Below are 18,185 nucleotides of genomic sequence, written 5' to 3'. Positions count from 1 at the left end.
CGGAACCGCCGGTACCTGATGTCCTCTTTCGTTCCGCATCGCGACGGTCAGCGCCGGGTCGACACCGTCACGGTGAACTTCGGCGTCTGCTCGGCCAGCCGGGTCGGCCCGACGAGGCGCGACAGCACCGGCTTGTAGCGGAGCGCGCTGTTGTAGACGGTCCACAGCTCGCCGCCGGGCCGGAGCACGCGGGCCGCGGCGGCGAAGAGCCGGTCGGCGACCGTGGTCACGACGGAGGCGCCCACGTGGAACGGCGGGTTGAGCACCACGAGGTCCACGCTCGCGTCGGGCAGCGAGGCCGCGGCGTCGTCCCGGACCACCCGGATGCGCCCGCCCAGGCCGTTGGCCTCCGCGGTCGCCCTCGCCGAGGCCACCGCAGCCGCGGACTGGTCGGCCGCGATCACCTCGAGCTCCGGCCGGCTGCGGGCCAGCGCGGCCGCGAGGACCCCGGTGCCGCAGCCCAGGTCGAGCGCCGTCCCTGCCGACGGCATGCGCTCGAGGCCGCCGAGCAGCGCCCGGGTGCCGATGTCGACCTTGGTGCCGGCGAAGGCCGCGCCGTGCGCGCACACCGTCAGCCCGAGATCGGCGTGCTCCTGCCGGCGGGGGAAGGACGACGTCCCCGGCCGGGGCCCGCGGGCGACGAGCACCCGCGACTTCTGCCGGGCCAGGGTCGCCGAGACGTCGTCGAACGAGGCGCGGAGGACGTCGTTCATCGCGTGCGTCATGTGCTTGACCCGACCGCCGACCAGCAGCGTGACGTCGGGGGCGGCTCCGGCGGCGACGGCCTCGGCGATCTCGCGCAGCGCGTCGAGCGCCTTGGGTGCCTGCACCAGCACCACCCGCGCTCCGATCGCCACCTCGGCGAGCGGCAGGGCGCGGTAGCTGCCGGCCAGGCCGGTGCGCTCGGCGTTGGCGGCCAGCGCCAGCTCGCCCACCAGCAGGTCCTGGGACACCCGCACGTCGCTCGCTGCGTGCAGCGCCACCGCGCCCAGCGTCAGCGCCCCGTAGGCGTCGTCGACGACGGCGACCTCACCCGGGCCGGCCAGCGCCAGCGCGGCGGCCGCCTCGTCGAGGAGCAGGCGGTCGGTCGCGTCGACGGCGACCAGGTCCGGCGCCTCGACGTCGGGCTCCCGGCGGAGGACGTCGAACAGTTCGGGGCCGGGCATGGTCACCACTCTGCCCGATGCCTCTTCTCCGGCATCGCGCCCGGCAGGCTCCCGGATCAGTCGGAGCTGTCGACGCCCAGGCCGACCGGGCACGAGACGCCGGTCGAGTGCACCGGGCAGTAGCCGTGGGGCACCTTGTAGAGGTACTGCTGGTGGTAGTCCTCGGCGTAGAAGAACTCGCCGAGGGGCGCGATCTCGGTGGTGATCCGGCCGTAGCCCGCGGCGGCCAGCCGCTCCTGGTAGGCGTCGCGCGTGGCCAGCGCCGCCTTCTCCTGCTCGGGCGAGGAGTGGTAAATCGCCGACCGGTACTGCGTGCCGATGTCGTTGCCCTGGCGCATGCCCTGCGTCGGGTCGTGGTCCTCCCAGAACACCTTGAGCACCTGCTCGTAGGAGATCACCGCCGGGTCGAAGACCACGAGCACGACCTCGGTGTGCCCGGTGCGCGCGGAGCAGACCTCGTCGTAGGTGGGGTTCGGCGTGTACCCGCCGGCGTAGCCCGCGGCGGTCGACCAGATGCCCGGGGTCTCCCAGAAGACCTTCTCCACGCCCCAGAAGCAGCCGGCGCCGAAGACGGCGGTCTGCATGCCCTCGGGGAACGGGGGCTGGATGCGGTTGCCGGTGACCGCGTGCACCTCAGGCACGTGCGGCAGCGGATCGGGGCGCCCGGGCAGCGCGCCCTCGGGCGAGACCAGCTGCGTCTTGGTCCGGGAGAACAGCATGTCCCGAGCGTAGTGGAGGGACCTCGCCGCCCCCCTCCGTTCGCACGCTCGCAGGGGGCCCCGCAGCGAGGCCGCTCCAGGCGGGGCACGATCGCGGCGTGACCGTGCACACGCGTGAATGGCAGCTGGCCGCCCGCCCCGTCGGCGAGCCCACCCCCGACGACTTCCGGCTGGTCGAGCTCGACCGGCCCGACCCGGCCGAGGGGCAGGTCGTCGTCCGCATGCTGGTGATGTCGGTCGACCCGTACATGCGGGGCCGGATGAACGCCGGGAAGTCCTACGCCGCGGCCTGGGAGATCGGCGAGACGATGAAGGGCGGGGCCATCGGCCGGGTGGTCGAGTCCCGCTCCCCCGACGTCCCCGAGGGGTCCCTGGTGCTGGCCGACGCCGCGTGGCGCGACGTCGCCGTGCTCGACGCCAGGCACGTGCGGGTGCTGCCCGACCTGCCCGGCATCCCGCCGAGCTACCACCTCGGCGTCCTGGGGATGCCCGGGCTCACCGCCTGGGTGGGGCTGTTCCGGCTGGCCGAGTTCCGCGAGGGCGACACCGTGTTCGTCTCCGGTGCCGCCGGCGCCGTGGGCAGCCTCGTCGGGCAGCTGGCGCGTATCAACGGTGCCTCGGCCGTCATCGGCAGTGCCGGCACGCCGGAGAAGGTGCGCTGGCTGACCGAGGAGCTCGGGTTCACCGCGGCCTTCGACTACCACGACGGTCCGGTGGCCGGGCTGCTGCGCGAGGCGGCGCCGAACGGCATCGACGTCTTCTTCGACAACGTCGGCGGGGAGCACCTCGAGGCCGCCATCGGCGCGTTCAACGAGTTCGGCCGGGCCGCGCTGTGCGGGGCGATCTCCGCCTACAACGCCACCGAGCCCGCCCCGGGTCCGCGCAACATGTTCCAGATGGTCAGCAAGAAGCTGACCCTGCGCGGCTTCATCGTCGGTGACCACGCCGACCTCCACGGCGAGTTCATCGCGAAGGTGCCTGCCCTGGTGACCTCCGGCGAGCTCGTGGTCCGCGAGACGGTGCGCGAGGGGCTGGAGAACGCCGTGGACACGTTCCTCGACCTCCTCCGGGGCGGGAACACGGGCAAGATGATCGTCCGCCTCGCCGAGGACCAGGCGTGAACGACGGGTCCGGGGTAAGGGGCAGGCCATGTGGCTCTTCCTGACCAGCCGGTTGCGCACCTGGCTGCTGCTGACCGTCGTCGTCCCGCTGGCCACCGGCCTGCTGCGCCGGCTCGGCCTGGCCCTGCAGCGCCGTCGCGGCCCCTCGGCCGTGAGCAACGCCCTGCTGAAGGCCGGCGACCTGGGCGATCGGGCACGGGCCACGCTGCGCGGGGGCCGCCGCGGACGCCGCCGGTGACCGACCCGTTCCTGGAGTCCCGGCCGGCCTCGACGACGCCGCGCGCGGTGGCGCTCTTCTGCCACGGCGGCACGGTGGCCAGCGTGGAACCGCCCAAGGAGCGGGCGCTCTCCCTGGTGCGGATGCGCGCCATCGAGCAGTTCGTCTCGGGCACCGGCGGGCACGCCGGCCTCACCACGCACCTGCTCCGCTACCGGGTGGCGGGCTGGAACGGCGCCGCCGCGGACGCCTACGCCGACGTCCGCTGGGCCATCGACGTCATCCGCGCCGAGCACCCCGACCTGCCGGTGGTTCTGGTCGGCCACTCGATGGGCGGCCGCGCGGTGCTGCGCGCCGGCGGGCACGACGGGGTCAGCGCGGTGTGCGCCCTGGCTCCGTGGACGCCGCCCGGCGAACCCGTCGAGCACCTGCGCGACCGGTCGGTGACGATCGTGCACGGTCGAGGCGACCGCTGGGTGCCGGCCCGGCTGTCCGAGGAGTTCGCCGCCCGGGCCGTGGACGCCGGCGCGCACGTCGCCCGGTTCACCGTCGCCGGCGGCCACAGCATGCTGCGCCACGCCCACCGCTGGCACACCTTCGTCAGCGACGTCGTCCTCGCCGGCGCCGGGCTCGCACCGGTGCCGGGCGACGTGGCCCGGGCGCTGGACCGCCCGGCCGCCGAGCGGGTCGACGTCCCGCTCTGACCTCGGCAGAGCCGCTGCGGTCGTTGGCAGGGCAGGTCCTGTCGGCCGGGGACCGGCGTGCCTAGCGTGGCCCTCATGATCGACTGGGGCACCGCGCCCGCCGACGCCGCCGCCCACTTCGCGCACCGCCTGGCGGTGGAGACCGACGTCAGCGACGTCCACGCGGCGCTGGAGTCCGGGCGGCCCGGGTTCGTCCTCCTCGACAGCCGGGGCGACGACGCCTGGCGGCAGGGGCACCTGCCGGGCGCGGTGCACCTGCCGGGCCGCGAGATCGCGACCCGGGCGCCCCTCGAGCTGGACAGGGACGTCCCGGTCGTCACCTACTGCTGGGGGCCCGGCTGCAACGGGGCCACCCGCGCGGCGCTCGCCCTGGCCCTCCTCGGCTTCCGGGTGCGGGAGATGATCGGCGGCTTCGAGTACTGGGCCCGCGAGGGACTGCCGGTGGCCACCGCCGGAGGTGTCCACCGCCCGGACGTCGACCCGCTCACCGCGCCGGCCTCCGGCGTCAGCTGCGGGTGCTGAGGTCCGGAGCGGGGTCGTCGGATAGCCGGGCCCAGAGCAGCTCGTCGTGCTTGGCACCGTCGCCGTAGCGGAACGAGCGGCGCAGCCGGCCCTCGGAACGGAAGCCGGCCTTCTCGGCGACCCGTCCGGACGCGGTGTTCTCCACGGCGTGGCAGAGCTCGATCCGGTCCACGGCCAGCGCGCCGAACACCCAGCGGCAGGCGGCGTCGACCGCCCGGGGCGCGACGCCGCGCCCGCGGGCCGCCGCCACCGTCCAGTAGCCGATCTGGGCGTTGCCCTGCCCCAGGTCGATCGAGTGGACGGTCACCGAACCGAGCAGCTCCCCCGAGGCGGCGTCGACCACGGCCCAGGACGCCCGGTTCGGCTGGGAGCGCAGCCGGTCCACCAGCGCGACGGCGTCGTCGCGGGTGTCCAGCGCGCCACCCCCGGCCCACAACCGCGACGCCGCGTCCTGCTGCCCGGCGAACACGGCGTCGACGTCGTCGTCGGTCCACGGCTGCAGGCGCAGCTCACCGAGGTCCAGGGGCGGGGTCTCCACCCCGCCATCCTGCCCGGGGGAGATCAGCTCCCGGCGGAGCCCGGGGCGGTCATCGGCTTGTGGCTCTTGCCGGCGACCGCGTCGGGGAGGACGGCCGACAGCTTGCCCATGAGCTTGCTGGTCACCGAGCCCGCGAAGACCGACGCCTCGCCCTTCATCAGCCCCTCGAAGCCCTGACGGGCGACCTGCGCGGGGTCGTCCTTGCTGTCGGAGGCGCCGAGCTTGGTGTCGGTGGCGTCGGCGCGGTCGAAGAACTCGGTGTCGGTGGGGCCGGGCAGCAGCGCGGTGACGGTGACGCCGGTGTCGCTCAGCTCCTCCCGGATGCCCAGGGCCAGGAACTGCACGAACGCCTTGGTCGCCGAGTAGGCGGCCTGGAAGGGCTCCGGCGCCTGCGAGGCGACCGAGGAGGTGAACAGGATCCGCCCCTCGTCGCGGGCCACCATGTCCTGGACGACGCGCTTGGCCAGGTGCAGCGTGGAGGCGCAGTTCAGCTCCACCATCCCGAGCTCGGCGTCCAGGTCGGTCTCGGCGAAGCGGCCGGCGACCCCGACCCCGGCGTTCAGCGCCGCGGCGGCCAGCGGGCGGCCCGACCCCCGCACCGCCGCGACGACCTTCTCCACCTCCGCCCGCTTCGTCAGGTCGGCCCGGATGTCGGAGACGGCGGCGCCACGCTGCTGCAGCTGGAGCTTGGCCGCGTCCAGCTCGCCGTCCTCCGCGACGACGACCAGGTCGAAGCCGTTCTCGGCGAACTGCTTGGCCAGCTCCAGGCCGATGCCGCTGGAGGCACCGGTGACGAGGGCGAGGGGGCGGGGGGCTGCTGCGTCGGTCACGGGACCTCCAGAGTGGGGACGGGCGGACCGTTCCTTCCCGAACCGGAGCGGCCCACGCGCGGCGCGCTCAGGTCAGGCTGACCTTGGCCCCGCGGGGCCACAGGTCGGCCCGGGTGTGACACCGCCGAGGGGCAGGACAGGAGCGACCACCCGCCGCTCCACCCTGCGAGGCCGCCGTGTACCTGTCGAAGACCGAGGCAGCCGTGCTGCCGACGACGCTCGTCGCCACCCCGCGGCCGCCCGCTCCCCCGGCGGCCGGGCGGCGGATCTGGCCGATGCTCGGCCCGGCCTTCGTCGCGGCCGTGGCCTACGTGGACCCGGGCAACTTCGCCACGAACTTCTCCGGCGGTGCCGCGTTCGGCTACACGCTGCTGTGGGTCATCGTCGCGGCGAACCTCATGGCGATGCTCATCCAGACGCTGACGGCCAAGCTCGGGCTCGCCACCGGCCGGGACCTCGCCACGCTCTGCCGGGAGCGCCTCCCCCGGCGGCTCACCGTCGTCCTCTGGGTCCAGGCCGAGGCGGTCGCCATCGCCACCGACCTGGCGGAGATCATCGGCGGCGCGGTCGCGCTCCACCTGCTCTTCGGGGTCCCGCTGCCGATCGGCGGGCTGATCACCGCGGTGGTGGCCTTCGTCCTCCTGGCCGCGCAGTCCCGCGGCCACCGGCCCTTCGAGCGGGTGATCACCGGCCTGCTGCTGGTGGTGGGGCTCGGGTTCGGCTACACGCTGGTGGGGTCCGGCGTGGACGTCGGCGGGGTGGCCGGCGGCATGGTGCCCTCGTTCGAGGGCCAGGAGAGCATCCTGCTGGCCACCGGCATCCTCGGCGCCACGGTCATGCCGCACGTCATCTACGTGCACTCCGCGCTCACCCCCGGCCGCTACGGCGACGTCGTCACCGCCGGGCGGACCGAGGGCGGGCGGCGGCGGCTGCTGCGCGCCCAGCGGCTCGACGTGGTCCTGGCCATGGGGCTGGCGGGCCTGGTCAACGCCGCGATGCTGATCATCGCCGCGCAGCTGTTCACCGGCGGCAGCCAGGCCGACACCCTCGAGGGCGTGCACGCCGGGCTGGGCGACCAGCTGGGCTCCGGGGCGGCGATCGCCTTCGCCCTCGCGCTGCTCGCCTCGGGCTTCGCGTCGTCGTCGGTGGGCACGCACGCCGGTCAGGTCGTGATGGCGGGGTTCCTGCGCCGGCACATCCCGGTGCTGACCCGGCGGCTGATCACCCTCGCCCCGGCGCTCGGGGTCCTGGCCCTCGGCGGCGACCCCACCACCGCGCTGGTCTGGTCGCAGGTGGTGCTGTCCTTCGGCATCCCGTTCGCGCTGGTGCCGCTGCTGTGGCTCACCAGCCGCCGGGACCTGATGGGTGGCTGGGTGAACCGGCGGATCACCACGCTGGCGGGCTGCCTGGTGGCCGCGCTGATCATCGGCCTGAACGCCCACCTGCTCCTGGGTCTCGCCCTGGGCTAGGCTCGGCCGCACAACTGAACACACATCAACAGCAGGGGAGCGCTTCGGCGCTGAGAGTGCGGGACACCGCAGACCCTCGAACCTGATCCGGGTCATGCCGGCGCAGGGAGTCTGGAGGAAAGACATGGCCCAGAAGGCCGTCCACCCGTCGTCCGCCGAGAACGCCGAGCAGCAGCCCGGCTCCGTCCGGTGGCGCACCGTCGACATCGTCGTCACCGCCGTCCTGGGCGTCGCCTTCGGCGCCGTCTTCTGGGCGTGGAACCTGTTCGCGGAGGTGGCCTCGACCCCGCTGGACTTCCTGCCGCCCCTCAAGGGCCTGCTCAACGGCGTCTTCCTGATGCCCGGTGTCGTCGCCGGTCTGCTGGTCCGCAAGCCGGGGGCGGCGACCTTCGCGTCCACGATCGCCGCGACCGTCAGCCTGCTGCTCGGCTCCCCGTACGGCCTGATCATCGTCTGGTACGGCGTGGTGCAGGGTCTCGGCGGCGAGCTCGGGTTCCTGCTCACCCGCTACCGCAGCTTCGGCTGGGGGACGGCGGTCCTGGCCGCGGTCACCGCCGGCCTGTCGACGGCGATCCTCGACCTGAGCCTCTACTACCCGGTGTCGGGCGAGTACCCGCTCTGGGCGTTCACGCTGCCCTACATCGCGTTCACCGTGCTCTCCAGCGTGCTCCTGGCCGGCGTCGTCGGTCTCCTGCTGGTGCGCGCCCTGGCCCGCACGGGGGCCCTGAGCTCGTTCGCGTCGGGTCGCACGCGGGTCTGACCCCGCCGTGACGACCACGCGGGGGCACCTCCGCACGGACGCCGGCCCCGCGCGCCTGGTCGCGCGGGGCCTCGGCGTCCGGCACGCCTCGCGCCTGGCCTGGGCGCTCACCGGCACCGACCTCGTCGTGGAGCCCGGGGAACGGGTGCTGCTCACCGGGGCGTCGGGCGCGGGCAAGTCGACGTTGCTCGCCGCCCTGGCCGGGATCCTCGACCCGGAGTCCACCGAGTTCACCGGCGAGCTGACCGTCGACGGCGTCGCGCCGGCCGCCGCCCGCGACCGGCTGGGTCTGCTCGCGCAGGACCCCGACAGCCAGCTGGTCATGACCCGCGCCGGGGACGACGTGGCGTTCGGGCTGGAGAACGCGGGCCTGCCCGCCGACGAGATCTGGCCCCGGGTCGACGACGCCCTGACCGCCGTGGGATTCCCGTACGGCCGGGACCGACCGACACAGGCGCTGTCCGGCGGCGAGAAGCAGCGGCTGGTGCTCGCCGGCGCGCTCGCCCGCCACCCCTCGCTGCTGCTGCTCGACGAGCCCACCGCGCAGCTGGACCCCGACGGTGCCGCCCTGGTGCGCGGCGCGGTGGCGCGGGCGACCGCCGACCGGCAGGCCACGGTCGTCGTGGTCGACCACGACGCCGAGCCGTGGCTCCCCCTCGTCGACCGCGTCCTCGAGCTGGTGCCCGGCGGGCTGGTGGAGCAGCCGCCCGGCTGGCGCCCGCGCCCCCGTGCCGACGGGCTCCGGCTGCCGCGCGCCGAGCAGGGCCCCCTCCTGCTCACCGCCGAGGCGGCCGGGTTCACCTACCCGGGCGCGACGCTGCCGGCGGTGCGGCCGACCGACGCCGCCCTGTCCGGCGGCCGGGTGCTGGCGGTCACCGGCCCCAACGGACGGGGCAAGTCGACGCTCGCCCTCCTGTTGGCCGGGCTGCGCGCCCCGACGACCGGTCGGGTGACGGCGACCGCCGAGCTGACCGGCGACGTGCGCCGCGGCTCCCGGGAGCCCGTGCGCTGGCGGGCCGGGGAGCTGGTCACCCGCATCGGCACCGTCTTCCAGCACCCCGAGCAGCAGTTCCTCACCGGCCGGGTGCGCGACGAGCTGGCGCTGGGCCCGCTGCGGTCGGGCTCAGGAGCGGCGGAGGCCCGGGCCACGGCCGAGGAGCTGCTCGAGCGGCTGGGGCTGGGCGCCCTGGCCGGGGCGAACCCCTACACGCTGTCGGGCGGCCAGCAGCGCCGGCTGTCGGTGGCCACGGTCCTCGCCACCTCCCCGCGCGTCCTGGTCCTCGACGAGCCGACCTTCGGGCAGGACGCCGCGACCTGGCGCGAGGTCGTCACGCTGCTGGCCGAGCAGCGGGCGCGCGGGTGCGCGGTCGTCACCGTGACCCACGACGTCGACCTCGTGGCGGCGCTGGCCGACGCGGAGCTGGTCCTGTGAGGACGACGTGCGGGCGAGCATCGCAGCGAGCGCCGGCGCGCGAGGAGCGGAACGAGCACGGAGTCGAGCCGTGGTCGCTGTGACGGCACCGCTGGCCCTCGGGCCCGTCGCCGACGTCCCGCTGTCGCGCATCAACCCGGTGGCGCAGCTGACCGCCATCGGCATCGTGACGCTGGTGCTGCTGACCAGCCTCGACGTGGTGACTCCCGCCGTCGTGGTGGCCGCCGAGCTGTGCCTGTTCCGCGCCGCGGGGCTGACCGACCTGCGCACCGTGTGGCACCGCACCTGGCCGCTGCTGATCGGCGCCGGCTCGGTGGGCGTGGTGAACGTGGTCCTGTCCGACGAGGCCGGCGCGCTGACCGGTCTCGGCCTCGCCCTGCGGGTGGTCGGGCTGGCCCTCCCCGGCGTCCTGCTCGTCGCCTCCACCGACCCGGTGCGGCTCGCCGACGCGCTCACGCTGCACTGGCGGGTCTCCACCCGCTTCGCCTACGGCGCGCTGGCAGCCCTGCGGCTGGCCCCGCTGCTCGTGACCGAGTTCGAGCAGGTGCGCCTGGCGCGCCGCACCCGCGGGGTGGAGGCGGGGCGCAACCCGATCGCCGGGGCCCGGCTGCTCGCCGGCGTGGCGTTCACCCTGCTCGTGGGCGCCGTCCGCCGGGGATCGCGGCTGGCCACCGCCATGGACGCGCGCGGCTTCGACTCCGGGATCCCGCGCTCGAACGCCCGCGGCTCGACCCTGCACGGGCGGGACGCGTGGTTCGTCGTCGGCACCGTCGTCGTCTGCGCCGCGGCCGTCGCGCTCAGCGTGCGTACGGGATACTGGGCGCCGGTCTTCGTCGGCTGATCCGCCCCCGGGCGTGATCCGCACGACATCATGTTTGACCGTCAGCGAGATGGCCCATACGTGATTGTTCGGCCAGCACAGCGTCCCGCCGGCCAGGAACCGAGGAGAGCACGCGCGTGACAGGGCAGGCGGCCGGCACCACGTGGCCGTCGGCGTACCCACCTGCGGCGGATCCGGTCCTGGACTGGCAGCTCACCACCGTCGCCGAGCTGCCCGGGGTGCGCGCCGACGTGCGCCGCGAGCTGACCGCCGTCGCGCGCGGATCGGTCACCCCGGACCTCATCGACCGGCTCGTCCTGGCCCTCGACGAGATGGCGTCCAACGCCCTCCGGCACGGCGGGGGAGACGTCCGGGCCGCGATCGGCCGCACGGGTTCGGCCTACCTCGTCCAGGTCGCCGACCGGGCGCCGCACACCCCGCCGTCCCCCGCGGTGGGCCGCGACCCGAGCCTCGGCGGGCTGGGGCTCTACCTGATCGCCGAGCTGGCGCAGGGCCACGGCTGGTACGTCGCCGACGGCGCCAAGCACGTCTGGGCCCTGCTCCCCCGCTGAGCGGTCCGGGTCAGCGCTCCTGCGGGTGCAGGCGCACCGCGACCAGTGCGACGTCGTCCTGCAGGCCCTCGGGCCGCAGCCGCTCCAGTAGCGCGTCGCAGAGCTCGGGCAGGGGCAGGTCCGCCATCTCCCGCAGCGCGACGACGAGCCGCTCGGTGCCCTCGTCCAGCAGCAGGTCGCGGCCCTCGACGAGCCCGTCGGTGTAGAGCAGCACCGTCGCGCCCCGGGCCACGGTCGTCTGGCTCTCGGTGCGCCGCGTGCCGGCGTCGACGCCCAGCATCAGCTCCGCCCGTCCGCCGGCGAGCACCTCGATCCGGCCACCGGGGTGCACCACCAGCGGCGGCGGGTGCCCGGCGTTGGACCAGCGGAGGCGGGTGAGGCCGGCGGCGCGCTCCTCGTCGTCCTGCTCGACCCGCACGATGGCCGCGGTCGCGAGCGTCCCCATCCCCAGCCCCTGGACCGTCGCGTCGAGGTCGCCCAGGACGCGGGCCGGGCCGATGCCGTCCCGGTAGGCGACGCCGCGGAGCATGCCGCGCAGCTGTCCCATCGCGGCCGCGGCCTCGGTGTCGTGGCCCACGACGTCGCCGATGACCAGCATGGTCGCGCCCGACGGCTGCACGAACGCGTCGTACCAGTCGCCGCCGACCTCGGCGGCGGCCATCGCCGGGTGGTAGCGCACCACGATCTCGGCGTCGTCGGGCTGCGGCGGAGCGGTGAGCAGGCTGCGCTGCAGGTCCTCCGCCAGCCGGCGCTGCTGCCGGTACAGCCGGGCGTTGTCCAGCGCGAGGGCGATCCGGCCGGCCACGTCGTGCGCCGTCGCGACGTCCTCCTCGTCCGGGACCGGCCGGTCGGCGGACCGGTAGATGCTCAGCGCGCCCAGGGTCCGGCCGCGGGCGGACAGCGGCAGGGTCATGGCCGAACGCGGGGCCAGCCGGCCGAACGCGTCGCTCACCTCGCCCGGGGGCAGCGTGCGCCCCACCGCCTCCGCCACGTCGTCGACCACGAACACCTGGCCCGAGGCCAGGGCCTGCAGCACCGGGGCTCCCGGCTGCAGGGAGGCCAGCCGGAGGGCCGCGTACCGGGCCACCGTCTGCCGGAGCGCGGCGTCCCGGTGCCAGCCGGCGACGTCGCGCATCCGGCCGTCCTCGTCGACCAGGCTGATGATCACCCAGTCGCCCAGCCCGCTGACGAGCAGTTCGGCCACCCGCTGCAGCGCCCGCTCCTCGCTGGCCACGTTGCCGAGGGAGGCCGACATCGCGCTGGTGGTCTGGGCGACGAGGGAGAGGCGCGTCGTGCTGCGCCGCGCCTGCTCCTCGGCGGCCCGCCGCTCGGTGACGTCGAGGAACGAGACCGACAGGCCGTCGGGCGTGGGCCACGCGCGCACCTCGAACCATGCGTCCAGCGGCGCCGGGTAGTACGCCTCGAACATCTGCTCGGAGCCCAGCTCCACGGCCGCCCGGTAGTGCCGCTCGAAGTCGCTGCCGACCGCCGCCGGGAAGAGCTCCCAGACCACGCCGCCGAGCAGGTCCTCGCGCGAGGTGCCCAGCACGCGCTCGGCCTCGGCGTTGACGTAGGAGAACCGCCACTGCCGGTCAAGCGAGAAGAAGGCCGCCTTCATCGCCTCGAGGACCCGGGCCACGCGGGCGTCGCCGTCGCGCTGGGGGGTCGTGTCGTAGGCGGCGCCGATCATGCGCAGGGGGCGGCCCTCGTCGTCCACGACCACGCGGCCCCGCCCCTGGACCCAGCGCGTCTCGCCCGAGGGCAGCTGCACGCGGTACTCGACGTCGAGCACGCCGTTCTGCTCGATGACCGCCTGCGCGGCCTCGGCGGTGCGCTGGCGGTCCTCCGGGTGCAGCCGGCCGAGGAAGGAGTCGAACGACTCGTCGAAGGCGCCCCGCTCGAAGCCGAACAGCTCCACGAGCCGGTCGTCCCAGATCAGCCGTCCGCTGCCCAGGTCCCAGTCGAAGCTGCCGATGCCGGCCGCGTCGATGGCCAGTTCGAACCGCAGCCGGTTCCCCTCGAGCTCCGCGGTCACGGTGGTGAGCTGCAGCTCGGTGGCCACCGACGCGGCCAGCTGCCGGAGGACGGCGACGTCCCGGTCGCTCCAGGAGCGGGCCCGGGGACCATAGGCGCACAGCGCGCCGACCGGCTGGTCCTCGGGGACGACGAGCGGGATCCCGAGGTAGGCGCCGATCGCGCCGGACCGGACGGGTTGCCTGTCCCGGACCCGCGGATCGGCGGCGGCGTCCTCGACCACCAGGGGCGCGGCGCCCGCGATGGCGACGGCGCAGAGCGAGTCGGTCAGGGGGAGCTGCGTGCCCACGGCGCCGGGCGGGAGCCCGGTGGCGACGACGGCCGTCTGCACCTCACCGAGCAGGGAGATCTGGGCGACATCGCAGTCGAGCAGGCGGACGGCGAGGTCGGTCAGCCGCTGGAGGTTGCGGGCACCGACGGCGCTTCCGGTCAGGTGGCGGACCAGGTCCAGGCGGGAGACATCGGCGGCGGCGGTCACTACTCGCGCCTCCCCCGGCGTCCTCTGTGACCGACACGCGGCATTCTTCCGCACGGTCTCCGGGCAAGAGCGTGTCACACCGGGAGGCCGGACGCGCGGACCGCGGTGGGGGATCGACGGGGGCAGGTGCCTCCGGCGGCCGAGGCGGGCGCCCTCGGCGGGCCGGACCGTGTGGGGGTCCGGCCCGCGTGGCGGGCGCCCGCCGGTCGGCGGGGGGAGCGGACGGGAAGCCGTCCGCCGGCGCGGTCCACGCATGTCCGCGACGTCGTCCCCGGTGGCCGGAGCGGCTGGAGCAGGACTGCCGGCTCCCGGTCCCGGCGCCGTCCACCTCGCACCGCCGCGAGCCGCTGGCGGTCAGAGACCCGCGTCGCGAGAGTCGCGCCGCCGGGTACCGGCAGGGCCCGTCGTCCCCCGGACGGTTCCGGGCCCGCAGCCGGCGCCGTCCGCGATCCGGGCCTCCCGGGAGGGTCCGCGCGCTGCGCAGTGCAGTCGGCGGGAGGTCGAGGCCGGATACGTGGTGCGACGAGGTCTGCGGGCGTCCGGAGGGACACCGTCGGGGTGGACAGGGGGTGCGGCCGAGGGGGCTCGGCCGGGGGAAGGACGTGGTCGGGATCGGGACGACGGTCCGCGGCCACCCGGGGAAGGGGGCGGCCTGTTCCGGCGTGCTCGACGTGCGGTGGGGACGGCGTCCGCGGCTGGCTGCCGTGGTCCGCGCTCCAGCATCAGCCGGGCGCGGACTGCGCCCAGCGGGGGTGCGACGAAGGTGCCCGCACAGGGAGCGGCCCCGGGGGGTATCCGCTCGCGGGCCAGGTTCGTCGCGGTGGGAGGGGAGAACCCCTGGCCGTGCCCGGGAGCGGGTCCCCCCGCGCCCTGGCGTCACCGGCCCCCCGGGAGGAGCGCGGTGCGGGCACCCCCGGGACGCGGCTGGACGGGCCGGAGGGGCGGACCGGTGGGTTCGGCAGCGTGGACCGTGCCCCGTTCCGACCCGGGGACGGCCAGTCCCGCGGTGGAACCCAGCCGACGCGTGGCTGGTTCCTGACCGCGGGTTCCGTGGGACCCGGGGAGGAGGGACGGGCGGTCGCCTCAGGTGCGGCCGTACCGGTTCGCGACCCCGGCGACGACGCCGGTCCCGCGGGAAGGAGCGCCGCGGCGGGGGAAGGCGCCACGGGCTGGATCGAGGGGGTGCTGGGCAGCTCGCGCAGCACCACGGGGGGTTCGAGCGTGCGGCGGGCCGGGGCGGGGGCGCCCCAGGCGAGGTGCTCGCCGCGCTCGCCGGCGCCCCACAGGGCGACCCGGCGGGTGAGGGCACGCAGCGCCGAGCGGCGGGCCCGCGGTGCCGGGGTGGGGTGCGCCGCCACCGGCCAGGCCAGGTACTCGTGCTGCTCGCCGGAGCCCCACAGCGCGGCGCGGCGGACGATGCCCCGCAGGCCGCCGAGGGGCTGGCGGACCCGCTCCGGGACGACGACCACGCGCGGGACCAACGGAGCGGCGACCCGGACCGGGCGCGCCAGCGGGGCCGGCTGCACCGAGCGGAGCGGACCGGGACGTCCACCCGTCCGGTGGACCGGGGGCCGCGGGCGCAGGCGGCCGGCGTCGGCCCGGTCGAGGACGTCGATCAGACCGGCCAGCGACGAAGGCCCGCGCCCGGGCAGGTCGGCGGACACGCGCGCCGGAGCCGTCCGGATGGCCTGGTGGCTGCTGCTCATGTCGCCTCCTCACGTCGTGTCCGCAGCCGGGGAAGGTGCTGCGGACAAGGAGAAAGGTAGGGATCCGGGACGCCGGCGACCCGTTCATCGGACACCCCTCCGGGGGCGCGTGACCGAACCGTTGCGCGGGTGTCCCGGACCGGTCGGTCACCCCTCTCCCGGGCCGGAGCCTTGTCGACAAGCACCCGCCTCCTGAGCGTGGAGAGGCCGGTCCGGGGCGTCGGTCATGCGGCGGGGCCGGCGGCGCGCGCGGCGTGTCGGAGGCCTCGCCCGAACGGGGCACGGCCGAATTGCCGCCCCCGGAGGCCGCGGAAAGACTCTGCGGGTGAGTGATCGAGCAACCGCCGACGAGGTCTCCGAGGCCGATGGCGGCCCCACCAGGCTGCGCCGTGCCGTCAGCGGCCGCCTGCTGTTCCTGTTCATCCTCGGCGACGTGCTCGGCGCCGGCATCTACGCCCTGATCGGCGTCATCGCCGGTGAGGTCGGGGGCGCGGTGTGGATCCCGCTGCTGGTCGCGCTGGGCCTGGCCCTGCTGACGGCGGCCTCCTACGCCGAGCTGGTGACGAAGTACCCGCGGGCCGGGGGCTCGGCGGTCTTCGCCGAGCGGGCCTACGGCAGCCCGCTGATCTCCTTCCTCGTCGGCTTCTGCATGCTGGCCGCCGGGGTGACCAGCGCGGCGGGGCTCTCGCTCGCCTTCGCCGGCGACTACCTGAGGGTGTTCCTGGACGTGCCCGCCGTGCCGGCGGCCCTGGTCTTCCTCGTGCTGGTCGCCCTGGTCAACGCCCGGGGCATCCAGGAGTCGGTCCGGGCGAACGTCGTCATGACGGTCGTGGAGGTCTCCGGCCTGGTCCTCGTCGTCGTCCTGGGCGCCGTGGTGCTGGGCCGGGGGGACGGCGACGCCGGCCGCGTGCTCGAGTTCCCGCCCGGGGTGTCGGTCGCCTCCGGCGTGCTGGCCGCGGCGCTGGTCGCCTACTACTCCTTCGTCGGCTTCGAGGTCTCGGCGAACGTGGCCGAGGAGGTGCGCGACGTGCGGCGGGTCTACCCGCGGGCGCTCTTCGGGGCGCTGCTGGTCGCCGGGGTCGTGTACCTGCTGGTCGGGCTCGCCGCCTCGGTGGTGCTGGCCCCCGACGACCTGGCCGCCTCCTCGGGCCCGCTGCTGGCCGTGGTGCAGGCCGCCGACGTCGGCATCCCCGACCAGCTGTTCAGCCTGGTGGCCCTCGTCGCCGTCGCCAACGGAGCGCTGCTCACCATGATCATGGCCAGCCGCCTCGTGTTCGGCATGTCCGAGCAGGGGCTGCTCCCCCGGCCGCTGGGACGCGTCCTCCCGGGCCGCCGCACGCCGTGGGTGGCGATCGTGCTGACCACGCTGGTGGCGATGGGGCTGACACTGGTCGGCGACCTGGGCGATCTCGCCAACGCCGTCGTGCTGCTGCTCCTCCTGGTCTTCCTGAGCACCAACACCGCGGTCCTGGTGCTGCGCCGCGAGCGGGTCGAGGAGGAGCACTTCCGCGTGCCCGCCGTCGTGCCGGTGCTCGCCATCGGGTCCTGCCTGCTGCTGCTCTCGCAGCAGGAGTGGCGGACCTGGCTGCTCGCCGGGGCGGAGCTCGCCGTCGGCGTGCTGCTCTACCTGCTGGCCCGCGCGCCCTGGTGGGCCGGCCGCCGCTGACCGGCGGGGTTCCACGTGCAACCGGACGACGAGAACCCGCTGAGGGCCCTCTCGCACGGTCTGAGAGGGCCCTCAGCGTGCGTTCGACGTGCGGGGGCAGGGGGGTCTGTCGTCAGGCCTTGGTCTGCGTCGACTCCACGATGCCGACGGCGATGTCGCGCAGCTTGCGGTTGTAGCGCTGCGAGGCCTGGCGCAGGATCTCGAAGGCCTGCTCGGCGTCCACGTGCCGCTGGGCCATGAGCACGCCCTTGGCCTGCTCGATCACCGCACGCGACTCCATGGCGATGCGCATGTTGCGCGCCTGGTCGGCCAGCTGCGCGTGCGCGTCGGCGTTGGCGACGGCGACCGCGATCGCCTCGGCCGCCCCCAGGCCCGCGGCCAGCGACTCGGGCGAGGCGAAGGCACCCGGCTTGCTCGAGTAGATGTTGATCGCACCGATCCAGGAGCCCTGGTAGGGCAGCGGCACCGACAGCGAGCTGCGCACCTCGATCTCCCGGATCCGGGCGATGTACCGGGGCCAGCGCTCCTCCGTCCAGGTGTCGTCGATGCGCAGCACGACCCCGCCGCGGCCGGCGTCGATGCACGGGCCGCCGTCCTCGGCGTACTGGAGCTCGTCGGCCAGCAGCGACATCTCGCCGGAATACGCGGCGGTGAAGGGCTTGTCGTCGCGGATGAGGGTGGTCGACACCGACTCCGCGCCGGGGATGGCCCGGGCTGCGATCGCGGTGATGTCGCCCAGCACGTCGGAGAGCTCACGGCCGCCGAGGGTCACCCGGCTGAGCTCCAGCATCACGTCGTCCACCACAGCATTGTGCCTGGTGGAACGGGTCCTACCCGCCCGCCTTCGCGCGCGGCCGACGGATCGGTCAGGATGGGGGTTCGGGCACCCGGGTTCCCGGAGCCCGCGGAGCAGACGCGAGAGGATGCGATGGCCGACGAGCTGGCCCACGACGCGTGGCCCTGCAAGCCCGTCCCGTCGGTCCCCGGCGACGTCTGGCACTGGCAGCTGGAGGCCATGCACGTGGTCTCCCGCGTCCGGTCGGACCTGCGGGCCCGGATCGCCCACCCGTCGGTGTCCGCGGCCTCCACCGAGGACGCCCGGGACGGCCTGCTGCTGGTGTTCGAGGAGCTGGCGTCCAACGCGCTGCGCCACGGCGGCGGCGACGTGCGGGCGCTCGTGGTGGCCGGTCCCGCGGGGTGGCTGCTGGACCTCAGCGACGAGGCCCCCGACCGCCCGCCGGTCCCGGCCGTCGACCGCGACCCCGCGTTCGGCGGGATGGGCCTGCACCTGGTCGCCCAGCTCTCCCAGGGCTTCGGCTGGGAGCAGCGCCCCGGTCGCAAGCACGTCTGGGCCCTCCTGCCCTCGGGCAGGGACGTCCCGCAGCCGCTCCGCGGGCGCCTGCCGGAGCAGCGCTCCCCCGGCTTCTGAGC

General features: G+C 75.3%; 17 protein-coding genes and 1 riboswitch. Of the genes, 11 read left to right on the top strand and 6 right to left on the bottom strand.

Annotation, left to right across the window (positions count from 1 at the left end; all coding sequences use genetic code 11):
* Window positions 1–47: 47 nt before the first annotated feature.
* Entirely contained in the window at window positions 48–1,166 is a 1,119-nt protein-coding gene (locus DQ244_RS08755; RefSeq protein WP_113811154.1) for a class I SAM-dependent methyltransferase, read from the bottom strand.
* A 56-nt stretch (window positions 1,167–1,222) separates the two neighbouring features.
* Window positions 1,223–1,885, bottom strand: coding sequence for a peptide-methionine (S)-S-oxide reductase MsrA (gene msrA / locus DQ244_RS08750; RefSeq protein ID WP_113811061.1), 663 nt, complete (start codon window positions 1,883–1,885; stop codon window positions 1,223–1,225).
* A gap of 98 nt (window positions 1,886–1,983) precedes the next feature.
* On the opposite strand from msrA, the gene DQ244_RS08745 reads away from it, so the two are divergent.
* From DQ244_RS08745 to DQ244_RS08730, 4 genes are all read left to right on the top strand, one after another.
* The gene (locus tag DQ244_RS08745) at window positions 1,984–3,006 is read left to right on the top strand and encodes an NADP-dependent oxidoreductase (RefSeq protein ID WP_199580301.1); all 1,023 of its coding nucleotides are present in this window, start codon (window positions 1,984–1,986) and stop codon (window positions 3,004–3,006) included.
* 28 nt (window positions 3,007–3,034) lie between these two features.
* A complete protein-coding gene (locus DQ244_RS08740) occupies window positions 3,035–3,244 on the top strand; it encodes a hypothetical protein (protein WP_113811060.1) in 210 nt (69 codons plus the stop codon).
* Window positions 3,241–3,927 carry an alpha/beta hydrolase gene (locus DQ244_RS08735; protein WP_113811059.1) on the top strand — a complete coding sequence of 229 codons (687 nt, stop codon included), beginning with the start codon at window positions 3,241–3,243 and terminating at the stop codon, window positions 3,925–3,927. Before DQ244_RS08740 ends, DQ244_RS08735 begins: the two co-directional genes overlap by 4 nt.
* 75 nt (window positions 3,928–4,002) lie before the next feature.
* Window positions 4,003–4,449 (top strand): rhodanese-like domain-containing protein, encoded by a 447-nt coding sequence (locus DQ244_RS08730; protein WP_113811152.1) that lies wholly within the window; start codon window positions 4,003–4,005, stop codon window positions 4,447–4,449.
* Here the strand turns inward: DQ244_RS08730 and DQ244_RS08725 are convergent.
* Both DQ244_RS08725 and DQ244_RS08720 read right to left on the bottom strand, forming a co-directional pair.
* Entirely contained in the window at window positions 4,433–4,987 is a 555-nt protein-coding gene (locus tag DQ244_RS08725) for a GNAT family N-acetyltransferase (protein ID WP_113811058.1), read from the bottom strand. The two genes, DQ244_RS08730 and DQ244_RS08725, sit on opposite strands and share 17 nt — an antisense overlap.
* Before the next feature lie 23 nt (window positions 4,988–5,010).
* A complete protein-coding gene (locus DQ244_RS08720; RefSeq protein ID WP_113811057.1) occupies window positions 5,011–5,817 on the bottom strand; it encodes an SDR family oxidoreductase in 807 nt (268 codons plus the stop codon).
* Window positions 5,818–5,993: 176 nt separating this feature from the next.
* Between DQ244_RS08720 and DQ244_RS08715 the strand changes: the two genes are divergently transcribed.
* The 5 genes from DQ244_RS08715 (at window position 5,994) to DQ244_RS08695 (ending at window position 10,870) form a co-directional block, all read left to right on the top strand.
* Complete coding sequence (locus DQ244_RS08715) at window positions 5,994–7,286, top strand: Nramp family divalent metal transporter (protein WP_199580300.1); 1,293 nt, start codon at window positions 5,994–5,996, stop codon at window positions 7,284–7,286.
* Between the two features lie 23 nt (window positions 7,287–7,309).
* Window positions 7,310–7,413, top strand: a riboswitch (TPP riboswitch).
* Window positions 7,411–8,046 carry an ECF transporter S component gene (locus DQ244_RS08710; protein ID WP_113811056.1) on the top strand — a complete coding sequence of 212 codons (636 nt, stop codon included), beginning with the start codon at window positions 7,411–7,413 and terminating at the stop codon, window positions 8,044–8,046. Its footprint overlaps the riboswitch before it by 3 nt.
* Before the next feature lie 7 nt (window positions 8,047–8,053).
* Entirely contained in the window at window positions 8,054–9,478 is a 1,425-nt protein-coding gene (locus tag DQ244_RS08705; protein ID WP_233491274.1) for an ABC transporter ATP-binding protein, read from the top strand.
* A 70-nt stretch (window positions 9,479–9,548) separates the two neighbouring features.
* Window positions 9,549–10,319 (top strand): energy-coupling factor transporter transmembrane protein EcfT, encoded by a 771-nt coding sequence (locus DQ244_RS08700; protein ID WP_199580299.1) that lies wholly within the window; start codon window positions 9,549–9,551, stop codon window positions 10,317–10,319.
* 116 nt (window positions 10,320–10,435) lie between these two features.
* Window positions 10,436–10,870, top strand: a complete 435-nt coding sequence (locus tag DQ244_RS08695) for an ATP-binding protein (protein WP_113811055.1) — start codon at window positions 10,436–10,438, stop codon at window positions 10,868–10,870.
* Window positions 10,871–10,880: 10 nt separating this feature from the next.
* Here DQ244_RS08695 and DQ244_RS08690 read toward each other — a convergent pair whose 3' ends face one another.
* Entirely contained in the window at window positions 10,881–13,382 is a 2,502-nt protein-coding gene (locus DQ244_RS08690; protein ID WP_113811054.1) for a SpoIIE family protein phosphatase, read from the bottom strand.
* A 2,031-nt stretch (window positions 13,383–15,413) separates the two neighbouring features.
* On the opposite strand from DQ244_RS08690, the gene DQ244_RS08680 reads away from it, so the two are divergent.
* A complete protein-coding gene (locus DQ244_RS08680) occupies window positions 15,414–16,754 on the top strand; it encodes an APC family permease (RefSeq protein ID WP_233491273.1) in 1,341 nt (446 codons plus the stop codon).
* Between the two features lie 112 nt (window positions 16,755–16,866).
* On the opposite strand, the gene DQ244_RS08675 is transcribed toward DQ244_RS08680, so the two are convergent.
* Entirely contained in the window at window positions 16,867–17,556 is a 690-nt protein-coding gene (locus tag DQ244_RS08675; protein ID WP_113811148.1) for a GAF and ANTAR domain-containing protein, read from the bottom strand.
* A gap of 126 nt (window positions 17,557–17,682) precedes the next feature.
* On the opposite strand from DQ244_RS08675, the gene DQ244_RS08670 reads away from it, so the two are divergent.
* Entirely contained in the window at window positions 17,683–18,183 is a 501-nt protein-coding gene (locus tag DQ244_RS08670) for an ATP-binding protein (protein ID WP_113811051.1), read from the top strand.
* The last annotated feature ends 2 nt before the right edge of the window (window positions 18,184–18,185 follow it).

It is taken from the genome of Blastococcus sp. TBT05-19 (assembly GCF_003319095.1).
GTDB lineage: Bacteria > Actinomycetota > Actinomycetes > Mycobacteriales > Geodermatophilaceae > Blastococcus.
The sequence above is the reverse complement of the archived record's forward strand: the minus strand, read 5'-3'. Positions and strand labels throughout refer to the sequence as shown.